The sequence below is a fragment of the Kitasatospora sp. NPDC004614 genome (genome assembly GCF_042873675.1).
Classification (GTDB): domain Bacteria; phylum Actinomycetota; class Actinomycetes; order Streptomycetales; family Streptomycetaceae; genus Kitasatospora.
In genome coordinates, this window is the sequence record NZ_JBIALR010000024.1 from 22,020 (window position 1) to 39,879 (window position 17,860).

The window sequence follows — 17,860 nt, forward strand, 5'->3', positions numbered from 1 at the left end:
GGGTGGCGGCTGTTGGGCGGGCCGGCGATGGCGGCGGTCCGGTCTCCATCTACGCGGGGGCCCCGCGCCCCCGGGAGCAGGAGAACACAGCCACCATGCGCATCGGCGTTCTCACCAGCGGCGGCGACTGCCCCGGACTCAACGCGGTGATCCGCTCCGTCGTCCACCGCGGCACCGACGTCCACGGCGACGAGATCCTTGGCATCGAGGACGGCTTCCTCGGCCTGATCGAGGGCCGCGCCCGCCCGGTCTCGCACGACGACGTCACCGGCCTGCTCACCCTCGGCGGCACCATCCTCGGCTCCGCCCGGGTGCAGCGCGAACGGATCCGCTGGGCGGTCGAGAACTCCGCCGAACTCGCCGCCGAACTCGGCATCGACGCACTGATCGCGATCGGCGGCGAAGGCACCCTGACCGCCGCCGAACTGTTCAGCGACGCCGGACTGCCGGTGGTCGGCGTCCCCAAGACCATCGACAACGACATCGACGCCACCGACGTCACCTTCGGCTTCGACACCGCCGTGCACGTCGCCACCGAGGCCATCGACCGGCTGAAGACCACCGCCGAATCCCACCAGCGCGTCATGGTGGTCGAGCTCATGGGCCGGCACACCGGCTGGATCACCCTCACCGCAGGCATGGCCGGCGGCGCCCACGGCATCCTCATCCCCGAGAAGCCCTTCGACATCGAGGCCGTCGCCAGGATGATCGAGGACCGCTTCCGGCGCGGCAAGAAATTCGCCATCGTCGCCGTCGCCGAAGGCGCCCAGCCGCTGCCCGGCACCCTGCGCTTCGAACACGGCCAGGTCGACCGGTTCGGCCACCAGACCTTCGGCGGCATCGGCACCCGGCTCGCCATGGAACTGGAGAACCTGCTCGGCAAGGAGGCCACGCCGGTCATCCTCGGCCACACCCAGCGCGGCGGCACCCCCACCGCGCTCGACCGGGTCCTCGCCACCCGCTTCGGCTGGCACGCCGTCGAAGCCGTCCACCAGGGCGCCTTCGGCCACTTCACCGCCCTGCGCAACACCGGGATCCGGCTCACCCCGATGTCCGACGGCGTCGCCCGGCTCAAGACCGTCCCGCCGGACCGCTGGACCGAATCCGAGGCCGTGCTCTGACGCGTTTCCCCCGGTGGATAGGTTGGGGCGCATGACCACCAACACCGCCCCGCCCCGGGTGCTCACCGTCGCCGGCTCCGACAGCGGCGGCGGTGCCGGCATCCAGGCCGACCTCAAGACGATGCTCGCCCTCGGCGTCCACGGCATGAGCGTCATCACCGCCGTCACCGCGCAGAACTCGCTCGGCGTCCAGGGCTACTGGGAACTGCCCGCCGAAGCCGTCCGCGCCCAGTACCGCAGCGTCGTCGACGACATCGGCGTCCAGGCGATCAAAACCGGCATGCTCGCCTCGATCGAACTCGTCGAAACCGTCTCCGCACTCCTCACCGACGCCCCCGCCCCCGTGGTCGTCGACCCCGTCGGAGTCTCCAAGCACGGCGACGCGCTACTCGCCGCGGAGGCCGTCGCCACTGTCCGCGAGCGCCTTCTGCCGGTCGCCACCCTGGTCACCCCCAACCTGCACGAAGTGACCCAACTCACCGGCCTCGAGGTCACCGACGAGAGCCGGATGCTCGACGCCGCGAAGGCACTCCGCGACCTCGGCCCCCGCTGGACCCTCATCAAGGGCGGCCACCTCGAAGGCGAAGCCGCCGACCTCCTGCTCGGCCCCACCGGCGAAACCCACTGGTACCGCGCCCCCCGCCACGACAACCGCCACACCCACGGCACCGGCTGCACCCTCGCCAGCGCGATCGCTTCGCAGCTGGCGAAGGGCGAGCCGATGCCCACGGCCGTCGCGAACGCCAAGTCGTATGTGACGGGCGCCATCGAGCACGGCTTCGCACTGGGTTCCGGCATCGGGCCGGTGGACCACTTCTGGCGCCAGAGATAGGCAGAGGGGGAACCACCAGGGGCCCGGGGAACGGCGGGGCCGAGCTGCGGGTGGTCGGAGACAGCAGAGGGTCGAGACTGCGGCGGGTCAGAGACGGGGACCAGAAACGGCGGAACGCTCAGAGCCCAGTTGATCCTCCGCAGACTCGGCCCCGCCGTTCCCCGGGCCCCTGGGTTCGCACCCCGAATGCAAAAACAGCGAAAGCCGACCATGACCCCCGAAGGGGATGGTCGGCTTTCGCCACAGCAAGAAGGTGACCGGCGGACCGGTCAGCGCGTCAGCGCGAGACCTTACCGGCCTTGATGCACGAGGTGCAGACGTTGAGCCGCTTCGGCGTGCGCCCAACCACAGCGCGCACCGTCTGGATGTTGGGGTTCCAACGACGGGGGGTGCGGCGGTGCGAGTGGGAGATGCTGTTGCCGAAGCCCGGGCCCTTGCCGCAGACGTCGCAGTTGGCTGCCACAGGAGTCACTCCAAGACTTCAGATTCACGAACTTGAAAGCCCGGGTTGTTCCAGGCAACCGGGAGAGCATACAACGGTGACTCCCGCTCAACGAAACTACCACGATCGCGGAGGTGATCGTTCCCGCGACCTGCGGTGGAGGGTGCCGCAGGCGTCGCCGTGGGGGCCGATAACCTGCCAGCATCGCCCCTCGCCACCGCGTCCCGTCGCGTTCTCGTGGCGTTCACCCGGAGGAGACCTGGTGCTGGACACCCTCGACGCCCCGGCCGTCCGCACCTGGTGCCGGCTCGCGCTGGCGGCCCTCGGCCAGGCCCGCGAGGAGATCGACGCGCTGAACGTCTACCCGGTCCCGGACGGCGACACCGGCACCAACCTGTATCTGACCGTGGAGTCCGCCGCCGAGGCTCTGGACGCGCTGTTCGCGGAAGCCGTCGAGGAGCAGCCCGCGCTGGCGGCCGCCGCCACCGCCGCGGCCCGGGGGGCGCTGATCGGGGCGCGCGGCAATTCGGGTGTGATCCTCGCGCAGTGGCTGCGCGGTCTCGCCGAGGTGCTGGCGGAGGGTGGCGAGCTGGGGGAGGCCCTCGACAACGGTGCGCGCTCGGCGTACCTGGCTGTCGCGGAGCCGGTCGAGGGGACCCTGCTGACCGTCGCCGCGGCCGCCGCCGGTGCCGCGCGGGCCGCGGACGGCCTGACCGGTCAGGCGAAGGAGGCGTACCGGGCGGCCCGGCAGGCGCTGCTGCTCACCCCGGACCAGCTGTCGGTGCTCGCCGAGGCGGGGGTGGTGGACGCCGGCGGTCGTGGCCTGGTCGCCGTGCTGGGCGCGCTGGTGGACGCGGTGTCCGGGCAGCAGCCGATGGGGCCGGTGGCGCTGCGGCGGGAGGTGGACCCGGTGGTGGTGGCCGGCTGCGAGGGGCACGAGCGTCCGCCGGGGCCCGGCCATCCCGCGTTCGAGGTGATCTACCTGCTGGAGGCCGAGGACGGGCAACTGCCGAGGCTGCGCGAGCGGCTGGGGCAGCTCGGCGACTCGCTGGTGATCGGCGGCGGCGACGGCCTGTGGAACGTCCATGTGCACGTGAACGACGCGGGCGCTGCCGTGGAGGCGGGCGTCGAGGCGGGCCGGCCGTACCGGATCCGGATCACGCACTTCGCCGAGGCGGCGGCCCGCGCGGGCGAGCGCGAGGAGACCGTCTCGCACGGGCGGGCGGTGCTGAGCGTGGTGTCCGGCAGCGGGCTGGCCCAACTGTGCGAGCAGGCCGGTTCGGTGGTGCTCGCCGCCGACCCGGACCGGGCCCCCGCCAGCGCCGAACTGGTCGCCGCCGTGCACCGCTGCGCGGCCCGCGAGGTGATCCTGCTGCTCAACGACCCCGAACTGCGGGCCGCCGCGGGCGCCGCCGCCGACCAGTTGCGCGAGGAGGGCGTGCGGATCGCCGTGCTGCCCACCCGTTCGCCGGTGCAGGGCCTGGCCGCGCTGGCCGTGCACGACGCCGGCCGCCGCTTCGACGAGGACGTGGTCGCCATGACGTCCGCCGCCGGCGCCACCCGGTACGCCGAACTCGCCGTCGCCGAGGGCGAGTCCTGGACGATGGCCGGCGTCTGCCAGGCCGGTGACGTGCTCGGCCTGATCGACGGCGACGTCGCGGTGATCGGCCACGACCTCACCGAGACCGCGCTCACCGTGCTGGACCGGATGATCGCCGCGTCCGGCGAACTCGTCACCCTGGTACTCGGCGAGGACGCCCCCGCCGAGCTCGCCGACCGGCTGATCGCGCACGCCAGGCGCACCCGTCCCGAGGTCGACACCGTCGCCTACCAGGGCGGCCAGGAGGCCGCGCCGCTGCTGATCGGCGTCGAGTGAGCCGCGACGTCGGTCCCGTGGTGTGAAATGGGATCCGATGGGCGCTCTCGATGAACCACTGAAGGACCTGGTCGGCGACCGCACCGCGAAGGTGCTGGCCGACTCCCTCAAGCTGCGCACGGTCGGCGACCTGCTGCACCACTATCCGCGCCGGTACGTCGAGCGCGGCCAACTCACCAGCCTGGACGAGCTGGACGTGGACGAGCACGTCACCGTGCTGGCCCGGATCGAGAAGGTCACGCTGATCCCGTTCCGCGGCCGCAAGGGCGACCGGCTGGAGGTGGTGGTCACCGACGGCCGCTCCCGGCTCTCCCTGGTGTTCTTCAACCAGGGCTGGCGGCAGAAGGAACTCAAGCCCGGCCAGCAGGGCCTGTTCGCCGGCAAGGTCGGCATGTTCAACCGCACCCGCCAACTCGCCTCGCCCGACTACCAGTTGATCGACGACGAGGAAGGGTCCTCGGCGGCGAAGCAGTTCGCCGGCCGGCTCATCCCGGTCTACCCGGCCAGCGCCCAACTGCCCAGCTGGAAGCTGTCGCTCTGCGTCGAACTCGCCCTCACCAAGCACCTGGCGGACGTCGGCGAACCGCTGCCCGCCGAACTGCGCGCCGAGCACGACCTGATCCCGCTGCCCGAGGCGCTCGAACTGATCCACCGCCCGCGCAACCAGGTGGAGAAGGAACGCGCCCAGAACCGGCTGCGCTGGGACGAGGCGTTCGTCCTCCAGGTCGCGCTCGCTCAGCGCCGGGCCGCCGACTCCGCGCTGCCCGCCGTCCCGCGCCGCGCCGTCCCCGGCCGGGTGCTGGACGCGTTCGACGCCCGGCTGCCGTTCACGCTGACCGACGGCCAGCAGAAGGTGTGCGCCGAGATCTTCGCCGACCTCGCCACCGAACACCCCATGCACCGCCTGCTGCAGGGCGAGGTCGGCTCCGGCAAGACCCTGGTCGCGCTGCGCGCCATGCTCGCCGTGGTCGACACCGGCGGCCAGGCCGTACTGCTCGCACCCACCGAGGTGCTCGCCCAGCAGCACCACCGCTCCATCGTCGAGATGATGGGCGACCTCGCCGAGGCCGGGATGATCGGCGGCTCCGAGATCGGCACCCGGGTCGCCCTGCTCACCGGCTCGATGGGCACCGCCGCCCGCCGCGGCGCGATGCTCGACATGGCCTCGGGCAAGGCCGGCATCACCATCGGCACGCACGCCCTGATCGAGGACAAGGTGCAGTTCGCCGACCTCGGCCTGGTGGTCGTCGACGAGCAGCACCGGTTCGGCGTCGAACAGCGCGACGCGCTGCGCGCCAAGGGCGAACAGCCCCCGCACCTGCTGGTGATGACCGCCACCCCGATCCCGCGCACCGTCGCGATGACCGTCTTCGGCGACCTGGAGACCTCCGTCCTCGACCAGCTGCCGTCCGGCCGCTCGCCGATCTCCACCCACGTCGTCCCCGCCCTGGAGAAGCCCAACTTCCTCACCCGCGCCTGGGAACGCGTCCGCGAGGAGGTCGGCAAGGGCCACCAGGCGTACGTGGTCTGCCCGCGGATCGGCGACGAGGACGAGGCGCCGAAGGGCAGGAAGAAGCGCAAGGAGGACCCGGAGGAGGTCGACGCGGGCGGCGCGGACAGCGAGGAGCGCCGGCCCCCGCTCGCCGTGGTCGAGACCGCCGAGAAGCTCGCCAAGGGACCGCTCGCCGGACTGCGGGTGGAGATCCTGCACGGCCGGCTCGCCCCCGACGCCAAGGACGACGTGATGCGCCGCTTCGCCGCCGGCGAGGTCGACGTGCTGGTCGCCACCACCGTCATCGAGGTCGGCGTCAACGTCCCCAACTCCACCGTCATGGTGATCATGGACGCGGACCGGTTCGGCGTCTCCCAGCTCCACCAGCTCCGCGGCCGGGTCGGCCGGGGATCCGCCGCAGGGCTCTGCCTGCTGGTCAGCGACATGCCCGCGGCCAGCGCCGCCCGCGCCCGGCTCGACGCGGTGGCCGGCACCCTGGACGGCTTCGCGCTCTCCCGGATCGACCTCGAACAGCGCCGCGAGGGCGACGTCCTGGGCCAGGCCCAGTCCGGCGTGAAGTCCTCGCTCAAGGTGCTCTCCGTCCTCGACGACGAGGACGTCATCGCCACCGCCCGCGCCGAGGCCACCCGACTGGTCGCCGCCGACCCCGAACTCGCCGCCCACCCCGAACTGCGCACGGCGCTGGAGAGCCTGCTCGACGAGGACCGCGCGGAGTACCTGGAGAAGGGCTGACAGGCGGTGTGATCAGGTCGGATTGTCAGTGCCCCGAGAGAGAATGTAGTTGTTCGGGGCGCTCCTCAAGTCGCGCTCCCGGCACGAGATTTGGGGGTCATTGCATGGCATTCCGTCACCTCAACGAGCTCCCGCTCGGCGACAAGGTCTTCCGGATCGAGGTCGCCAGCGAAGACGACCGCGAAGTCACCCTCACCCTGACCGGCTGGCGCGAGGGCAACTCCGCCAACCCGGTCGCCTCCGGCAAGCTCCGCCTCCCGGTGGAGGACGTCGCCTCACTGCGCATCGCGCTCAACCGCGCCCTGCGCGCGCTGGCGATCGTCGCCGACATCTCCGAGCCCATCCCCGACCGCGACGTGCTGCGCGAGCTCTACCCCGGCCACGGCTCCCCCTGGGTGCCGCAGCACGAGGAAGAACTGGTCCGGCGCTTCCACGACGGCGACACCATCGCCCGGATCGCCGCCCGCTACGGCCGCACGCCCGACTCCGTCCGCACCAAGCTGCGCGAACTCGGCCACGACCCGCGCCGCCCGGAGTACTGCCCGCCGGACGGCTGCCTGTCCTGGTCGCGCTACGCCTCGCCGACCCTGTTGGGCGCGGCGTCCAACGAGTAAGCGCTGACGTGAGCGACTGCGCGCCCGGCCATGCACGATTTGTCAGCTATGGTCGGGCGCGCAGTCCCTCCCACCTAAGGAACGTCATGCCCCGCGTCATCGCCGGTGTTGCCGGAGGCCGCCCCCTCGCCGCGCCGCCCGGCCGGAACACCCGTCCGACCTCCGACAAGGCGCGGGAGGCGATGTTCTCCACCGTCGAGGCGCTGTTCGGGCCGATCGCCGGGGCGCGGATGCTGGACCTGTTCGCGGGCAGTGGCGCGGTCGGGCTGGAGGCGCTGTCCCGGGGCGCCGCGCACGCGCTGCTGGTGGAGGCCGACGCGGGCGCGGTGAAGACGGTGCGGGAGAACGTCCGGACGCTGGGGCTGCCGGGCGCGGAGGTGCGGGCGGACAAGGCGGAGAAGGTGATCGCGGGCGCCCCGCCGGCCGAGCCGTACGACCTGGTGTTCCTGGACCCGCCGTACGCGGTGGAGGACGCCGTACTGCGGGAGATGCTGGTCACACTCCGCTCGGGGGGCTGGCTGTCCGAGCATGTTCTCGTCACCGTGGAACGCAGCACCCGAGGGGGCGAGTTCGGCTGGCCGGACGGCTTCGAAGGGCTGCGCTCGCGCCGTTACGGCGAGGGCACGCTCTGGTACGGTCGCGCCGCTACCGGGGCTGACCAAGACTCGTAGCAGAACATCCCGCCCCACAAGGGAGCACACCCATGCGCCGCGCCGTCTGTCCGGGGTCCTTCGACCCCATCACCAACGGACACCTCGACATCATCGAGCGGGCCTCGAAGCTGTACGACGTGGTGCACGTGGCGGTGGCGGTGAACCGCAGCAAGCAGGGGATGTTCACGATCGAGGAGCGGCTCGCCCTGATCGAGGAGACCACCGCGCACCTGGGCAACATCCAGGCGGAGTCGCACAGCGGCCTGCTGGTGGACTTCTGCACGCAGCGCGGCATCCCGGCGATCATCAAGGGCCTGCGTGCGGTCAGCGACTTCGACTACGAGCTGCAGATGGCGCAGATGAACCACGGCCTGACCGGCGTGGAGACGCTGTTCGTGCCGACCTCGCCGACGTACAGCTTCCTGTCCTCCAGCCTGGTCAAGGAAGTCGCCTCGCTGGGTGGTGACGTCTCCCACCTGCTGCCCGAGGTGGTGAACCGGCGGCTGGTCGAGAGGATCGCCGAACGCCGCAAGTGACCTGGGGTCCGTCCGGCCGGTCTTGCCGGGCGCCAGGACCGGCCGGACAGGCCCTGGCCGTTGTGAGCGGCGGGGTGGGTGGCCGTACAGTCTGTACTCCCGGCCCCGGGGGCGCAGTCCGCGACCTCGTGGCACTGCCTCCGCCGCACCTCGGCGGCACACGGAAAGACTGAAGACGCCCGTGGACGTGCAGCAGAAACTCGACCAGATCATCGCCATGGTCGAGAAGGCCAAGGCGATGCCGATGTCGGCCTCCTGCGTGGTCAACCGCGCCGAACTGACCGGCCTGCTGCGCGAACTGCGCGACGCCATGCCCGCCGAACTCGCCAAGGCGCAGTCGGTGGTGGCGGACCATCAACAAATGGTCGCCGACGCCCAGGCGCAGGCCGACCAGATCATCCGCGGCGCGCACGACGAGCGCGGCTCGCTCATCTCCGACACCGAGGTGGTGCGCAAGGCCCAGGCCGAGGCGGACCGGATCCTCAACGAGGCCCGCTCCGAGGAACACACCAAGCGCGCCGAGGCGGACGACTACGTCGACTCCAAGCTCGCCAACTTCGAGGTGGTGCTCACCAAGACGCTCGGCGCGGTCGGCCGCGGCCGGCAGAAGCTGCGCGGCGAGGCCGGGGTGTACCAGCCGGAGGGCGAGGGCACCGAGGACGGCGAGGAGTTCCAGCCGCAGCGGATCAGCCTCAGCCCGGAGGCCGACGAGTACGTCGATGTGAAGCTCGCCACCCTGGAGGCGGTGCTCTCGGCGACCCTGGAGGCGGTCGGCAAGGGCCGCGACAAGCTGCTCGGCAAGGCCCCGATCGACGAGCTGGGCGCCTACCTGGCCGCCGCCGACGAGGCCCAGCAGCTCAAGAACCGCGCCGAGGCGGTGGCGGCCGGCTTCGCCACCACCGACGGCGAGCAGTCCTGGTACGCGGAGGTCCCGCAGCACCAGAGCTGGCCCGAGTCGACCCCGGCCGCCGCGGGCTGGCAGAACCCCGCCGAGGACCAGTACGGCCAGCCGCAGGCCCCGCAGTACGCCGAGGTCTACGGGGGCGGCTACGACCCGGCGGCGGCCCCGCAGACCGACCCGTACGGGCAGCCCTACGGCTACCAGCAGCCGGTCGACCCGTCGTACTACCAGCAGCAGCAGTACCAGCAGCCGGGCTACGACCAGTGGGGCAACCCGCTGCCCGCCGAGCCGCAGGCGCTGCCCGCCGACCCGCACGGCTACCAGCAGCAGCCGCAGCAGCCGCAGCAGGCCGGGCTGCCGCAGCAGCAGGCCGGACTGGACGAGACCAGCTTCTTCGACACCAGCATGATCGACATGACCCGGCTGCGGGAGCTCGGCGGCCGGTGAACGGCGACGAGTTGGGTTCGGCCCGGACTCTCGGGTAGTCTGACCACTCCGGCCTGCTCGTGCCGGGTTCGCCGCGTGCCCGCAGCCGGGCCGCGCACCGCAGGAACCAAAGTCCGCGCCACGCAGGAATGCGTGTGCCGCCGTCAGGAAGTCAGGAAGCCTTGAACCGCCTCGACCACCGCGACCCGCTCGTGTTCGACACGCATGAGCTCGGCCGTCGCCCCGGCTCGCTGCGCAAGGTGTCCCGGACCCTGGAGGCCCCGGCGGACCTCGGTGTCGCGGATGTGATCGGCGTCCCCGAGAAGAGCGAGATCAAGCTGGAGCTCCGCCTGGAGTCCGTGGTCGAGGGCGTGCTGGTCACCGGTACCGCCGAGGCCCACGTGACCGGCGAGTGCTCCCGCTGCCTGGAGCCGCTGGAGGACGACCTGGAGGTCGACTTCCAGGAGCTGTACTACTACCCGGAGTCCGAGGAGCGTCACCGCGCGATCGCGGGAGACGACTTCGACGAGGAGTCCGAGGACGAGACTTACCGCCTGGAGGGCGACCTGTTCGACCTCCAGCCGGTGCTGCGTGACGCGGTGGTGCTCGCACTGCCGCTGCAGCCGGTGTGCCAGGAAGACTGCTTGGGTCTGTGCTCCGAGTGCGGGGCCCGCCTGAGCGACGACCCGTCGCACCACCACGATGCCGCCGACCCCCGGTGGGCGGCTCTGCAGGGACTCTCCGCCGCCCCCGGCGACGAGGGTGACGAGGAATAAGACACAGCGCTACCCGTGAGGGTCTCGCCGTAGAACCAGGAGATTTACCGTGGCTGTTCCGAAGCGGAAGATGTCGCGCAGCAACACGCGTCACCGGCGTTCCAACTGGAAGGCCGTCGTGCCCGCGCTCGTCGCGTGCGACCGCTGCCACGAGCCGAAGCTTGCGCACATCGCGTGCCCGAGCTGCGGCACGTACAACCGTCGCCAGGTCCTCTCGGTCTGATCGGCGGGGTGCACGGATCGATGTCGGACGGCAGCAATTCTTCTCGCAAGCCGAACCCCAATTCCAACGGGGGCAAGGGCGGCGGGCCGGCTTCGACCGAATACGACGTCCTGGAAGGGCGCCTCGGGTACTCACTTGAGCGCGCCCTTCTGGTACGTGCCCTGACCCACCGCTCGTACGCGTACGAGAACGGCGGGCTGCCCACCAACGAGCGCCTGGAATTCCTCGGCGACTCGGTGCTGGGCCTGGTGGTGACCGACACCCTCTACCGCCTCCACCCGGAGGTCGCCGAGGGGACGCTCGCCAAACTCCGTGCCGCGGTGGTCAATTCCCGCGCGCTCGCCGAGGTCGGCCGCGGCCTGGACCTCGGAGCCTTCATCCGGCTCGGCAAGGGTGAGGAAGGAACCGGCGGCCGCGACAAGTCGTCGATCCTCGCCGACACCGTCGAGGCCGTGATCGGCGCCATCTACCTCGACCAGGGTCTGGGTTCGGCCACGGACTTCGTCCACCGGCTGTTCGACCCGCTGATCGCGGAATCCGCGCTGCTCGGCGCCGGCCTCGACTGGAAGACCAGCCTCCAGGAACTCACCGCCGCCGTCGGCATCGGTGTTCCCGAGTACGTGGTCACCGAGTCCGGACCGGACCACGAGAAGACCTTCACCGCCGCCGCCCGGGTGGCCGGCCAGGACTACGGCTCCGGGAGCGGACGCTCCAAGAAGGAAGCCGAGCAGAAGGCCGCCGAATCCGCCTGGCGCGCGATCAAGGCCAAGCAGGACGGCGGCACCGACGGCGACCAGCCGACCGCGGCCGTCTGACCGGTGCCCGAACTCCCCGAAGTCGAAGTCGTCCGCCGCGGCCTGGCCCGCTGGGCCGCCGGCCGGACCGTCAGCGACATCGAGGTGCTCCACCCGCGCGCCGTCCGCCGACAGGCAGGCGGCGCCGAGGAGTTCACCGCGCTGCTGCGCGGCCGCACCTTCGGGGAACCGCAGCGCCGCGGCAAGTACCTGTGGGTGCCGCTCGACGACGGCCTGGCGATGATCGGCCACCTCGGCATGAGCGGTCAACTGCTCGTCCAGGAAGCCGACATGGCCGACTCGGTGCACCTGCGGGTGCGCCTCCGGTTCGCCGACGGCGGCACCGAACTGCGCTTCGTCGACCAGCGCACCTTCGGCGGCCTCGCCGTCGAGGAGACCGAGCCGGACGACCCCGAGTCCACCCCGCTCTCGCTCGCCCACATCGCCCGCGACCCGCTCGACGCACGCTTCGACGACGCGGCGTTCGTCACCGCGCTGAAGGCCAAGCGGACCACCGTGAAGCGGGCCCTGCTCGACCAGACGCTGATCAGCGGCGTCGGCAACATCTACGCCGACGAGGCGCTGTGGCGCAGCCGCCTGCACTACGAACGCCCCACCGCCACCCTCACCCGCCCCGCCGCGCTCGAACTGCTCGGCCACGCCCGGGACGTGATGACGGCGGCACTGGCCGTCGGCGGCACCAGCTTCGACTCGCTGTACGTCAACGTCAACGGCGAGAGCGGCTACTTCTCCCGCGACCTCGACGCCTACGGCCGCGAGGGCGAGCCGTGCCGCCGCTGCGGGACGGCGATGCGGCGGGACGCCTGGATGAACCGCTCCAGCTACTACTGCCCGAAGTGCCAGCGCCGGCCGCGCTGATCAGCTGTACGCGATCCGCTCGATCTCCTGGAGCCGGTAGGCGCCGAGGAAGTCCGGGTCGAGGGTGAGCAGCCACTCCGGCAGCACCGGCCGTGCGTCGAACTCCTCGTGGAAGCCGAAGCGCACCTCCAACCGGCGTTCCAGCCAGCGGTCGACCGCCGCCGAGAGCTGCTCCTCGGCGTACCCGGTGCCCACCTGCGCCCACCGCTCCAGCCACGGGACGAGCGTGCCGGTCAGCGGGACGGCCAGCTCCAGCGCGTCGATCGGGCGCACGCCGGACGGCTGCCGCAGGACGGTCTCCCACCAGGCCGACAGGAACCGCTCGACGGCCACGCGCTCGGGCCACTCGCGCCAGCCCGCCGCCAGCAGGCGGGAGGCGACCATGGCCGGCCCGGCTCCCCCGCCGTTGAGTGCCAGGGAGCGCAGGATGCGTGGGGTCAGGCGGCGGTAGAGACCGGGGAAGTCGTCCCAGTGGTCGGGGACTTCGGCGGCCACGGCGTCCACCAGCCGGTCGGGTATCCCGGCCACCGGGCCGGAGAGGAGCGCGAGGTCGGCTTCGCCGTAGCAGTACGTGCAACCGTCGACGGGCTGTTCGGCGTACGGGGCGAAGACGGCGTCCACCCGGTCGAGGGCGTCGAGCAGGTGCTGGTGCGGGTCGGTCACGGGAACCACCGGGAAGGCCATCAGCTCGACTTCCCGGCGGAGGTCTTCTCCTCCTCGGCGGCCGCTTGGATCGCCCCGCCGTCCTCGCCGAAGTAGGCGACGCCGACGGCGCTGACCACGGCCAGCAGGAAGCCGAGGACGGCCAGCCAGGCGAGGCCCGGGCGGGAGGAGTCGCCGAGCCAGAGCACGCCGACCGCGCCGGGGACGACGGTCTCGCCGACCACCAGGGCGGCGGTCGCGCCGTTGACGGAGCCGACCTGGAGGGCGACGGTGTGCAGGTACATGCCGCCGATGCCGCCGATCAGGATGGCGTACAGCGCCGGGTCGGCGAGCAGCGCGGTGATCGAGAACGGCTCGATGCCGTCCAGGATGCGCACGCCGATGCCCAGCGCGCCGAAGCCGAGACCGGACAGCAGACCGGCCACGATCGCCCCGTTGGAGCCCATCCGCCGGACGATCAGCGAACCGCCGGCGATCAGCACCGCGGAGCCGATCAGCAGCCCCCAGTGGAACGCCCGCGCGGCGTGGTGACCGCCCTCCGGCCCGGCGGCGACCGCCAGCAGCACCAGGGCGCCGCACAGGATGCCGATGGACAGCCACTCCAGCTGGCGCAGCCTCAGCCCGAGCAGCTTGATCGACAGCAGCGCGGTGATCACCAGGTTGGCGCTGATGATGGTCTGCGACAGGAACAGGGGCAGCAGCCGCGCGGCCAGCGCGCCGAGCCCGAAGCCGATGAAGTCCAGCACCGTGCCGAGGATGAACTCCCAGGTGACGGCGGCCTTCGCGGTGGAGGCGAGGCTCGGCCCGCCGTGCTCGGTGACGGTGCCGTCGGCCGCCTCCTGCCGGGCCGACCGGCGGGCGCCGACGGCTTGCAGCACGGAGCCGGTGCCGTAACAGACGGACGCGGCGACGGCGGTGACGAGGCCGAGGATCACGCTGGGAGCTCCTGTCGGGAGGAGGGAAGATCGTCACCACTATGCCTGCTCCCGACCGGGCCGAGGCCGGGCGGGGCCCAACTCCGGCCGGTCGGCGGGGGTCGGGGCCGGTGGGCTCGTCCCCGGGTAGGGGAAGAAGTCAGGGTCGGACCGTCCCGAGGTAGGGCGTGGATCCTTACTTCGGACCGGTACGGTCTTGGTATGAGAACTGTGCTTCGACGTTCCCGAGCCACCGGGCCGGCCGCCGTGCTGGCAGCTCTGCTCAGCCTGTTGATGGTCCTCGGCCTGTCCGCGCCCGCCCAGGCGGCCGGACTGAGCGACGCGACCGACTCGCTGAAGAAGACTCAGGTCTACGTCGACCCGGCGATGACCAGCCGGTTCTCCCCGGACCAGGCCGACGCGCTGGCGAAGAAGCTGAAGAAGGCCGACAAGCCGATCTTCGTCGCGGTGCTGCCGGACAGCCAGGCCTACGCCCCCAAGACCCTGATGAACGACCTGCGCACCAAGGTCGGCATCGTCGGCGTCTACGCGGTGTGGCGCGGCAACGGGTTCGACGCCAAGGCCGACTCCAAGGCGCTGTCGTCGAACTCCGCCAGCAAGATCGCCGGTTCGTCCTTCCGCTCGCACAACGGCGACATCAACGGCACCGTCAACGACTTCGTCGACCAGGCCGTCGGCCAGACCAAGGGCGAGGGCCCGCAGCACAGCACCTCCGCGGCCTGGATCATCGTCCCGATCGTGCTGGTGGTGCTGGCCGGCGGCGGCGTGTTCCTGCTGTTCCGCCGCGCCAAGAAGCGCAAGGAGGAGAAGGCCCGCGCCGAACTCGCCCAGCTGCGCACCGTGGTGGACGAGGACATCACCGCGTTCGGCGAGGAGCTCGACCGGCTCGACTTCAACCCCGGCGCCCCCGGCTCGGACGACACCCAGCGCGCCGACTACAGCCGGGCGCTGGACTCCTACGACCGCGCCAAGCGGACCATGGACGAGGCCAAGAAGCCCGACGACGTCCGCCCGGTCACCGAGGCGCTGGAGGACGGCCGGTTCGCGCTGGCCACCCTCGCCGCCCGCCGCGACGGCCGGCCGCTGCCCGAGCGCCGCGTCCCGTGCTTCTTCGACCCGCGGCACGGCCCTTCCACCACCGACGTCCAGTGGGCGCCCGCCGGCGGCGCGCCGCGCTCCGTCCCGGCCTGCGCCGACGACGCGCACCGCCTGACCACCGGCCAGGACCCGTACATCCGCACCGTGGAGACCGAGCACGGCCACCAGCCGTACTGGAACGCCGGCCCGGCCTACAGCCCGTGGGCGGGCGGCTACTTCGGCGGCGGCATGCTCTCCGGCCTGCTGGTCGGCACCATGCTCGGCTCGGTGATCTCCAGCCCCGGCTACGCCTACGCGGGCGGCCACCACGACTACCACGGCGGTGGCGGCGGCGCCGACTACACCGGCGGCGCGGACGCCGGTGAGTACTCGGGCGCGGCCTTCAACAACTCCGACTTCTCCGGTGCCGACTTCGGTGGCGGCGGTGGGGACTTCGGCGGCGGCAGTGGCTTCGGCGACTTCGGTGGCGGCGACTTCGGCGGCGGGGACTTCGGCGACTGACGCCCGGTCGTCCACTGCCCGGCCCCCGGTCCCGTTCGCGGACCGGGGGCCGCTGTCATGCCCGGGCGGGGGAGGGGGCCCCGGCGGCCTCGACGGCGGCGGGGTCGGCCGGCTCCCGGCGGCCCAGGACGAGCAGGGTCAGCGCACAGGACGCCAACTGCCAGGCCGCACCGAAGCCCAGCACCGAGCCGGTGCCGACCCGGTCCGCGATCGGCCCGGCCAGCGCCAGCCCGACCGGCCCGAAGGCGAACGCGCCGAGCGTCCCGTACGCGCTGACCCGGCCCAGCGCCTCCGCCGGAACGTGGCGCTGCGTCAGCGTGGCGAACAAGGTCATGCAGACGATCGAGGTCACCCCCGCGCCTACCGCCGCGACCGCCACCAGTGGCAGCGGCCAGCCCAGCGCCAGTGCGCCCGAGGGCAGCGCCCAGCCCGCCGTCGCCGCGATCGCCAGGCGCAGCGGACGAGTGGGCCGGCGTCCGAGCAGCACCAGCCCGCCGAGCACCGCGCCGGCCCCGTACGCGCCCATCACCACGCCCCAGCCGCCCGCCCCGCCGAGGCGCGCGTCCGCCACCACCGGGCCGAGGATCAGGAACGGCGCCCACACCAGCAGGTTGAACAGGCAGGCCTGCAGGGTGCTCACCCACTGCCACCGCCGGGAGCTGAACTCGCTCCAGCCGGCCCGCAGTTCGGACAGCAGCGAGGCCTCGCCGGACGGCTGCCGGGCGGCCCTGGGCAGCTGGAGCAGGGCCAGTGCCACGCCGCCGACCGCGTACGAGAGGGCGTCCACCAGCAGCACCCAGCCGGGACCCGCGACGGCGGTCAGCCCGCCCGCGAGGGCCGGACCGGCCACCGCGACGCCGTTCCGGGCGATCCCCAACAGGGCGTTCGCGTCGGAGAGTTCACCGGCCGGGACGAGCCTGGGCAGCAGCGCGTCCAGGGCCGGCATGAACACCGCCTCGGCCAGGCCCCAGAACACCATCAGCACGGCCATCGCCCACACCCGGTCGTGCGCGGTGAACATCAGCACCGCCATCACCGCCTGGGTCGCGAAACGCAGCCCGTCCGAGCCGAGCATCACGGGCCGCGGCCCCAGCCGGTCCGCGGCCGCGCCGCCGAGCACCAGCAGCAGCACGATCGGCAGGATCCGCGCGGTCATCACCACGCCGAGCCCGGAGCCGCCGCCCCCGCTGTCGAGCACGGCGAACGCCACGGCCACCGAGGCCATCGAGGATCCGAACAGGGAGACGGCGAAGCCGATGAAGAAGAGGCGGAACTCCCGCCCGCGCAGGACGGCGAGCCGCCGTGAGGTCAGCACCATGACCGGCAGACTGCCCCGCCGCCGAGGCGTCCGGCAAGGGCTTCCGGCGAAATACTTGAGCGTTGTGGTGTCAATTTTCGGAAGCCTCGGGATTGCCGCAGTAAATCGCTTGTTTACCGCAGTCAGAGGCGATATTGACGGCGCATCGGGTTGGCGATTTACTGCGGATATGACACCTGTGGAGTTCGCCGTCGCGGCCGAGTGCTACCTGACGGAGGCCCGGCTCTCGGACGGCTCCCGGCGGGTCTACCGGATCGCCCTGCACACCTGGGCCTGGCTGCTGGTCGGCCGCACCCCGCCGGCCGGCGCCGAGCGGCGGCGGGCCGCGCCGCCGGTGCTGCCGCTCGCCCTGCTGGACGGGCCGGACGCGCCCCGGCGGGTGGCCGAGGCGTTCGCGGCCCGGGCCGGGGCGGTCGGCGCGCGCACCGCGAACCGCGAACTGTCCGCGCTGCGGGCCGCCGTCCGCTGGTGGTGCGGGCAGGGCTGGCTGGCCGCCGACCCTGCCGAGAGCCTGCGCCCGCTGCCCGCCGCCGCGTCCGAACCCGCGCTCACCGACGCCCAGGCGCGGGCCGTGCTCGCGCTGCGGGTGCCGCTGCGCGAGAAGGTGCTGTGGCACCTGGTGCGGGAGACCGGCGCCCCCATCGAACGGCTGCTCGCGCTGGACGTGGACCAGCTCGACCCGGCCGACCGGCAGACCCGCCCCGCCACCGCCGGCGAGCGCCCGCTGCGCTGGCGCGGCGGCACCGCCCGGCTGCTGCCACTGCTGATCGCCGGGCGCAGCGCGGGCCCGCTGTTCCTCACCGACCGGCGCGCCCCGGCCGGCACCCCGGAGGCCGACCGCTGCCCGTTCACCGGCCGGGCCCGGCTCTCCTACCGCCGGGCCGCCGAACTGTTCACCGCCGCCACCGCCCCGCTCGGCCGGGCCGGCCGCGGCTGGACGCTGCACCGGCTGGCCGAGCCGCGCCACTGAGAGAGCGGTGCGGCCCGGTCGGGAGGTGCCGCTCGGTCAAGAGCGGATGCCGACGCT

Annotated in this window: 18 protein-coding genes; 14 read left to right on the forward strand and 4 right to left on the reverse strand. The window is 72.5% G+C overall.

Annotated features, from left to right (window positions below):
• Positions 1–95: 95 nt before the first annotated feature.
• Both ACFYST_RS32490 and thiD read left to right on the forward strand, forming a co-directional pair.
• The gene (locus tag ACFYST_RS32490) at positions 96–1,121 is read left to right on the forward strand and encodes an ATP-dependent 6-phosphofructokinase (RefSeq protein WP_387867608.1); all 1,026 of its coding nucleotides are present in this window, start codon (positions 96–98) and stop codon (positions 1,119–1,121) included.
• Positions 1,122–1,152: 31 nt separating this feature from the next.
• A complete protein-coding gene (gene thiD / locus ACFYST_RS32495; protein ID WP_387649233.1) occupies positions 1,153–1,953 on the forward strand; it encodes a bifunctional hydroxymethylpyrimidine kinase/phosphomethylpyrimidine kinase in 801 nt (266 codons plus the stop codon).
• Positions 1,954–2,230: 277 nt separating this feature from the next.
• On the opposite strand, the gene rpmB is transcribed toward thiD, so the two are convergent.
• On the reverse strand, positions 2,231–2,416 hold the full coding sequence (gene rpmB / locus ACFYST_RS32500; protein WP_073813963.1) for a 50S ribosomal protein L28: 186 nt from the start codon (positions 2,414–2,416) through the stop codon (positions 2,231–2,233).
• Positions 2,417–2,657: 241 nt separating this feature from the next.
• On the opposite strand from rpmB, the gene ACFYST_RS32505 reads away from it, so the two are divergent.
• The 10 genes from ACFYST_RS32505 to mutM all read left to right on the forward strand — a co-directional run bounded on the left by ACFYST_RS32505 (position 2,658) and on the right by mutM (position 12,318).
• Positions 2,658–4,271, forward strand: a complete 1,614-nt coding sequence (locus ACFYST_RS32505) for a DAK2 domain-containing protein (protein ID WP_387649236.1) — start codon at positions 2,658–2,660, stop codon at positions 4,269–4,271.
• A gap of 37 nt (positions 4,272–4,308) precedes the next feature.
• A complete protein-coding gene (gene recG, locus ACFYST_RS32510) occupies positions 4,309–6,516 on the forward strand; it encodes an ATP-dependent DNA helicase RecG (protein ID WP_387867611.1) in 2,208 nt (735 codons plus the stop codon).
• 104 nt (positions 6,517–6,620) lie between these two features.
• Positions 6,621–7,130: a hypothetical protein gene (locus ACFYST_RS32515; RefSeq protein ID WP_380488276.1), complete on the forward strand. Its 510-nt coding sequence runs from the start codon at positions 6,621–6,623 to the stop codon at positions 7,128–7,130.
• Positions 7,131–7,216: 86 nt separating this feature from the next.
• Positions 7,217–7,801 carry a 16S rRNA (guanine(966)-N(2))-methyltransferase RsmD gene (gene rsmD, locus ACFYST_RS32520; protein WP_387867612.1) on the forward strand — a complete coding sequence of 195 codons (585 nt, stop codon included), beginning with the start codon at positions 7,217–7,219 and terminating at the stop codon, positions 7,799–7,801.
• A gap of 32 nt (positions 7,802–7,833) precedes the next feature.
• Positions 7,834–8,319: a pantetheine-phosphate adenylyltransferase gene (gene coaD, locus ACFYST_RS32525; RefSeq protein ID WP_387649245.1), complete on the forward strand. Its 486-nt coding sequence runs from the start codon at positions 7,834–7,836 to the stop codon at positions 8,317–8,319.
• A 181-nt stretch (positions 8,320–8,500) separates the two neighbouring features.
• The gene (locus ACFYST_RS32530; RefSeq protein WP_387867613.1) at positions 8,501–9,667 is read left to right on the forward strand and encodes an ATP synthase F0 subunit B; all 1,167 of its coding nucleotides are present in this window, start codon (positions 8,501–8,503) and stop codon (positions 9,665–9,667) included.
• Positions 9,668–9,795: 128 nt separating this feature from the next.
• Positions 9,796–10,422 carry a YceD family protein gene (locus ACFYST_RS32535; RefSeq protein WP_387649250.1) on the forward strand — a complete coding sequence of 209 codons (627 nt, stop codon included), beginning with the start codon at positions 9,796–9,798 and terminating at the stop codon, positions 10,420–10,422.
• A 49-nt stretch (positions 10,423–10,471) separates the two neighbouring features.
• On the forward strand, positions 10,472–10,645 hold the full coding sequence (rpmF, locus tag ACFYST_RS32540) for a 50S ribosomal protein L32 (protein WP_035866499.1): 174 nt from the start codon (positions 10,472–10,474) through the stop codon (positions 10,643–10,645).
• Positions 10,646–10,665: 20 nt separating this feature from the next.
• The gene (gene rnc / locus ACFYST_RS32545; protein WP_387649252.1) at positions 10,666–11,460 is read left to right on the forward strand and encodes a ribonuclease III; all 795 of its coding nucleotides are present in this window, start codon (positions 10,666–10,668) and stop codon (positions 11,458–11,460) included.
• Positions 11,461–11,463: 3 nt separating this feature from the next.
• On the forward strand, positions 11,464–12,318 hold the full coding sequence (gene mutM, locus ACFYST_RS32550; protein ID WP_387867615.1) for a bifunctional DNA-formamidopyrimidine glycosylase/DNA-(apurinic or apyrimidinic site) lyase: 855 nt from the start codon (positions 11,464–11,466) through the stop codon (positions 12,316–12,318).
• Here the strand turns inward: mutM and ACFYST_RS32555 are convergent, their stop codons facing one another.
• Both ACFYST_RS32555 and ACFYST_RS32560 read right to left on the reverse strand, forming a co-directional pair.
• Positions 12,319–12,981, reverse strand: a complete 663-nt coding sequence (locus tag ACFYST_RS32555) for a hypothetical protein (RefSeq protein ID WP_387867618.1) — start codon at positions 12,979–12,981, stop codon at positions 12,319–12,321.
• A 20-nt stretch (positions 12,982–13,001) separates the two neighbouring features.
• Positions 13,002–13,916: a hypothetical protein gene (locus ACFYST_RS32560; protein ID WP_387649260.1), complete on the reverse strand. Its 915-nt coding sequence runs from the start codon at positions 13,914–13,916 to the stop codon at positions 13,002–13,004.
• Between the two features lie 201 nt (positions 13,917–14,117).
• On the opposite strand from ACFYST_RS32560, the gene ACFYST_RS32565 reads away from it, so the two are divergent.
• Positions 14,118–15,515 (forward strand): hypothetical protein, encoded by a 1,398-nt coding sequence (locus ACFYST_RS32565; protein ID WP_387867621.1) that lies wholly within the window; start codon positions 14,118–14,120, stop codon positions 15,513–15,515.
• 55 nt (positions 15,516–15,570) lie between these two features.
• On the opposite strand, the gene ACFYST_RS32570 is transcribed toward ACFYST_RS32565, so the two are convergent.
• The gene (locus ACFYST_RS32570) at positions 15,571–16,833 is read right to left on the reverse strand and encodes an MFS transporter (protein WP_387867623.1); all 1,263 of its coding nucleotides are present in this window, start codon (positions 16,831–16,833) and stop codon (positions 15,571–15,573) included.
• A 169-nt stretch (positions 16,834–17,002) separates the two neighbouring features.
• Here ACFYST_RS32570 and ACFYST_RS32575 point away from each other — a divergent pair, with 169 nt between their 5' ends.
• A complete protein-coding gene (locus tag ACFYST_RS32575; protein WP_387867625.1) occupies positions 17,003–17,803 on the forward strand; it encodes a hypothetical protein in 801 nt (266 codons plus the stop codon).
• The last annotated feature ends 57 nt before the right edge of the window (positions 17,804–17,860 follow it).

What these genes read in the sequence shown, in the direction of transcription:
- ACFYST_RS32490 (WP_387867608.1), top strand. Translation starts at nt 96, where the DNA reads ATGCGCATCGGCGTTCTCACCAGCGGCGGCGACTGCCCCGGACTCAAC.
- thiD (WP_387649233.1), top strand. Translation starts at nt 1,153, where the DNA reads ATGACCACCAACACCGCCCCGCCCCGGGTGCTCACCGTCGCCGGCTCC.
- recG (WP_387867611.1), top strand. Translation starts at nt 4,309, where the DNA reads ATGGGCGCTCTCGATGAACCACTGAAGGACCTGGTCGGCGACCGCACC.
- ACFYST_RS32515 (WP_380488276.1), top strand. Translation starts at nt 6,621, where the DNA reads ATGGCATTCCGTCACCTCAACGAGCTCCCGCTCGGCGACAAGGTCTTC.
- rsmD (WP_387867612.1), top strand. Translation starts at nt 7,217, where the DNA reads ATGCCCCGCGTCATCGCCGGTGTTGCCGGAGGCCGCCCCCTCGCCGCG.
- coaD (WP_387649245.1), top strand. Translation starts at nt 7,834, where the DNA reads ATGCGCCGCGCCGTCTGTCCGGGGTCCTTCGACCCCATCACCAACGGA.
- ACFYST_RS32535 (WP_387649250.1), top strand. Translation starts at nt 9,796, where the DNA reads ATGCGTGTGCCGCCGTCAGGAAGTCAGGAAGCCTTGAACCGCCTCGAC.
- rnc (WP_387649252.1), top strand. Translation starts at nt 10,666, where the DNA reads ATGTCGGACGGCAGCAATTCTTCTCGCAAGCCGAACCCCAATTCCAAC.
- ACFYST_RS32565 (WP_387867621.1), top strand. Translation starts at nt 14,118, where the DNA reads ATGAGAACTGTGCTTCGACGTTCCCGAGCCACCGGGCCGGCCGCCGTG.
- ACFYST_RS32570 (WP_387867623.1), bottom strand. Translation starts at nt 16,833, where the DNA reads ATGGTGCTGACCTCACGGCGGCTCGCCGTCCTGCGCGGGCGGGAGTTC.
- ACFYST_RS32575 (WP_387867625.1), top strand. Translation starts at nt 17,003, where the DNA reads ATGACACCTGTGGAGTTCGCCGTCGCGGCCGAGTGCTACCTGACGGAG.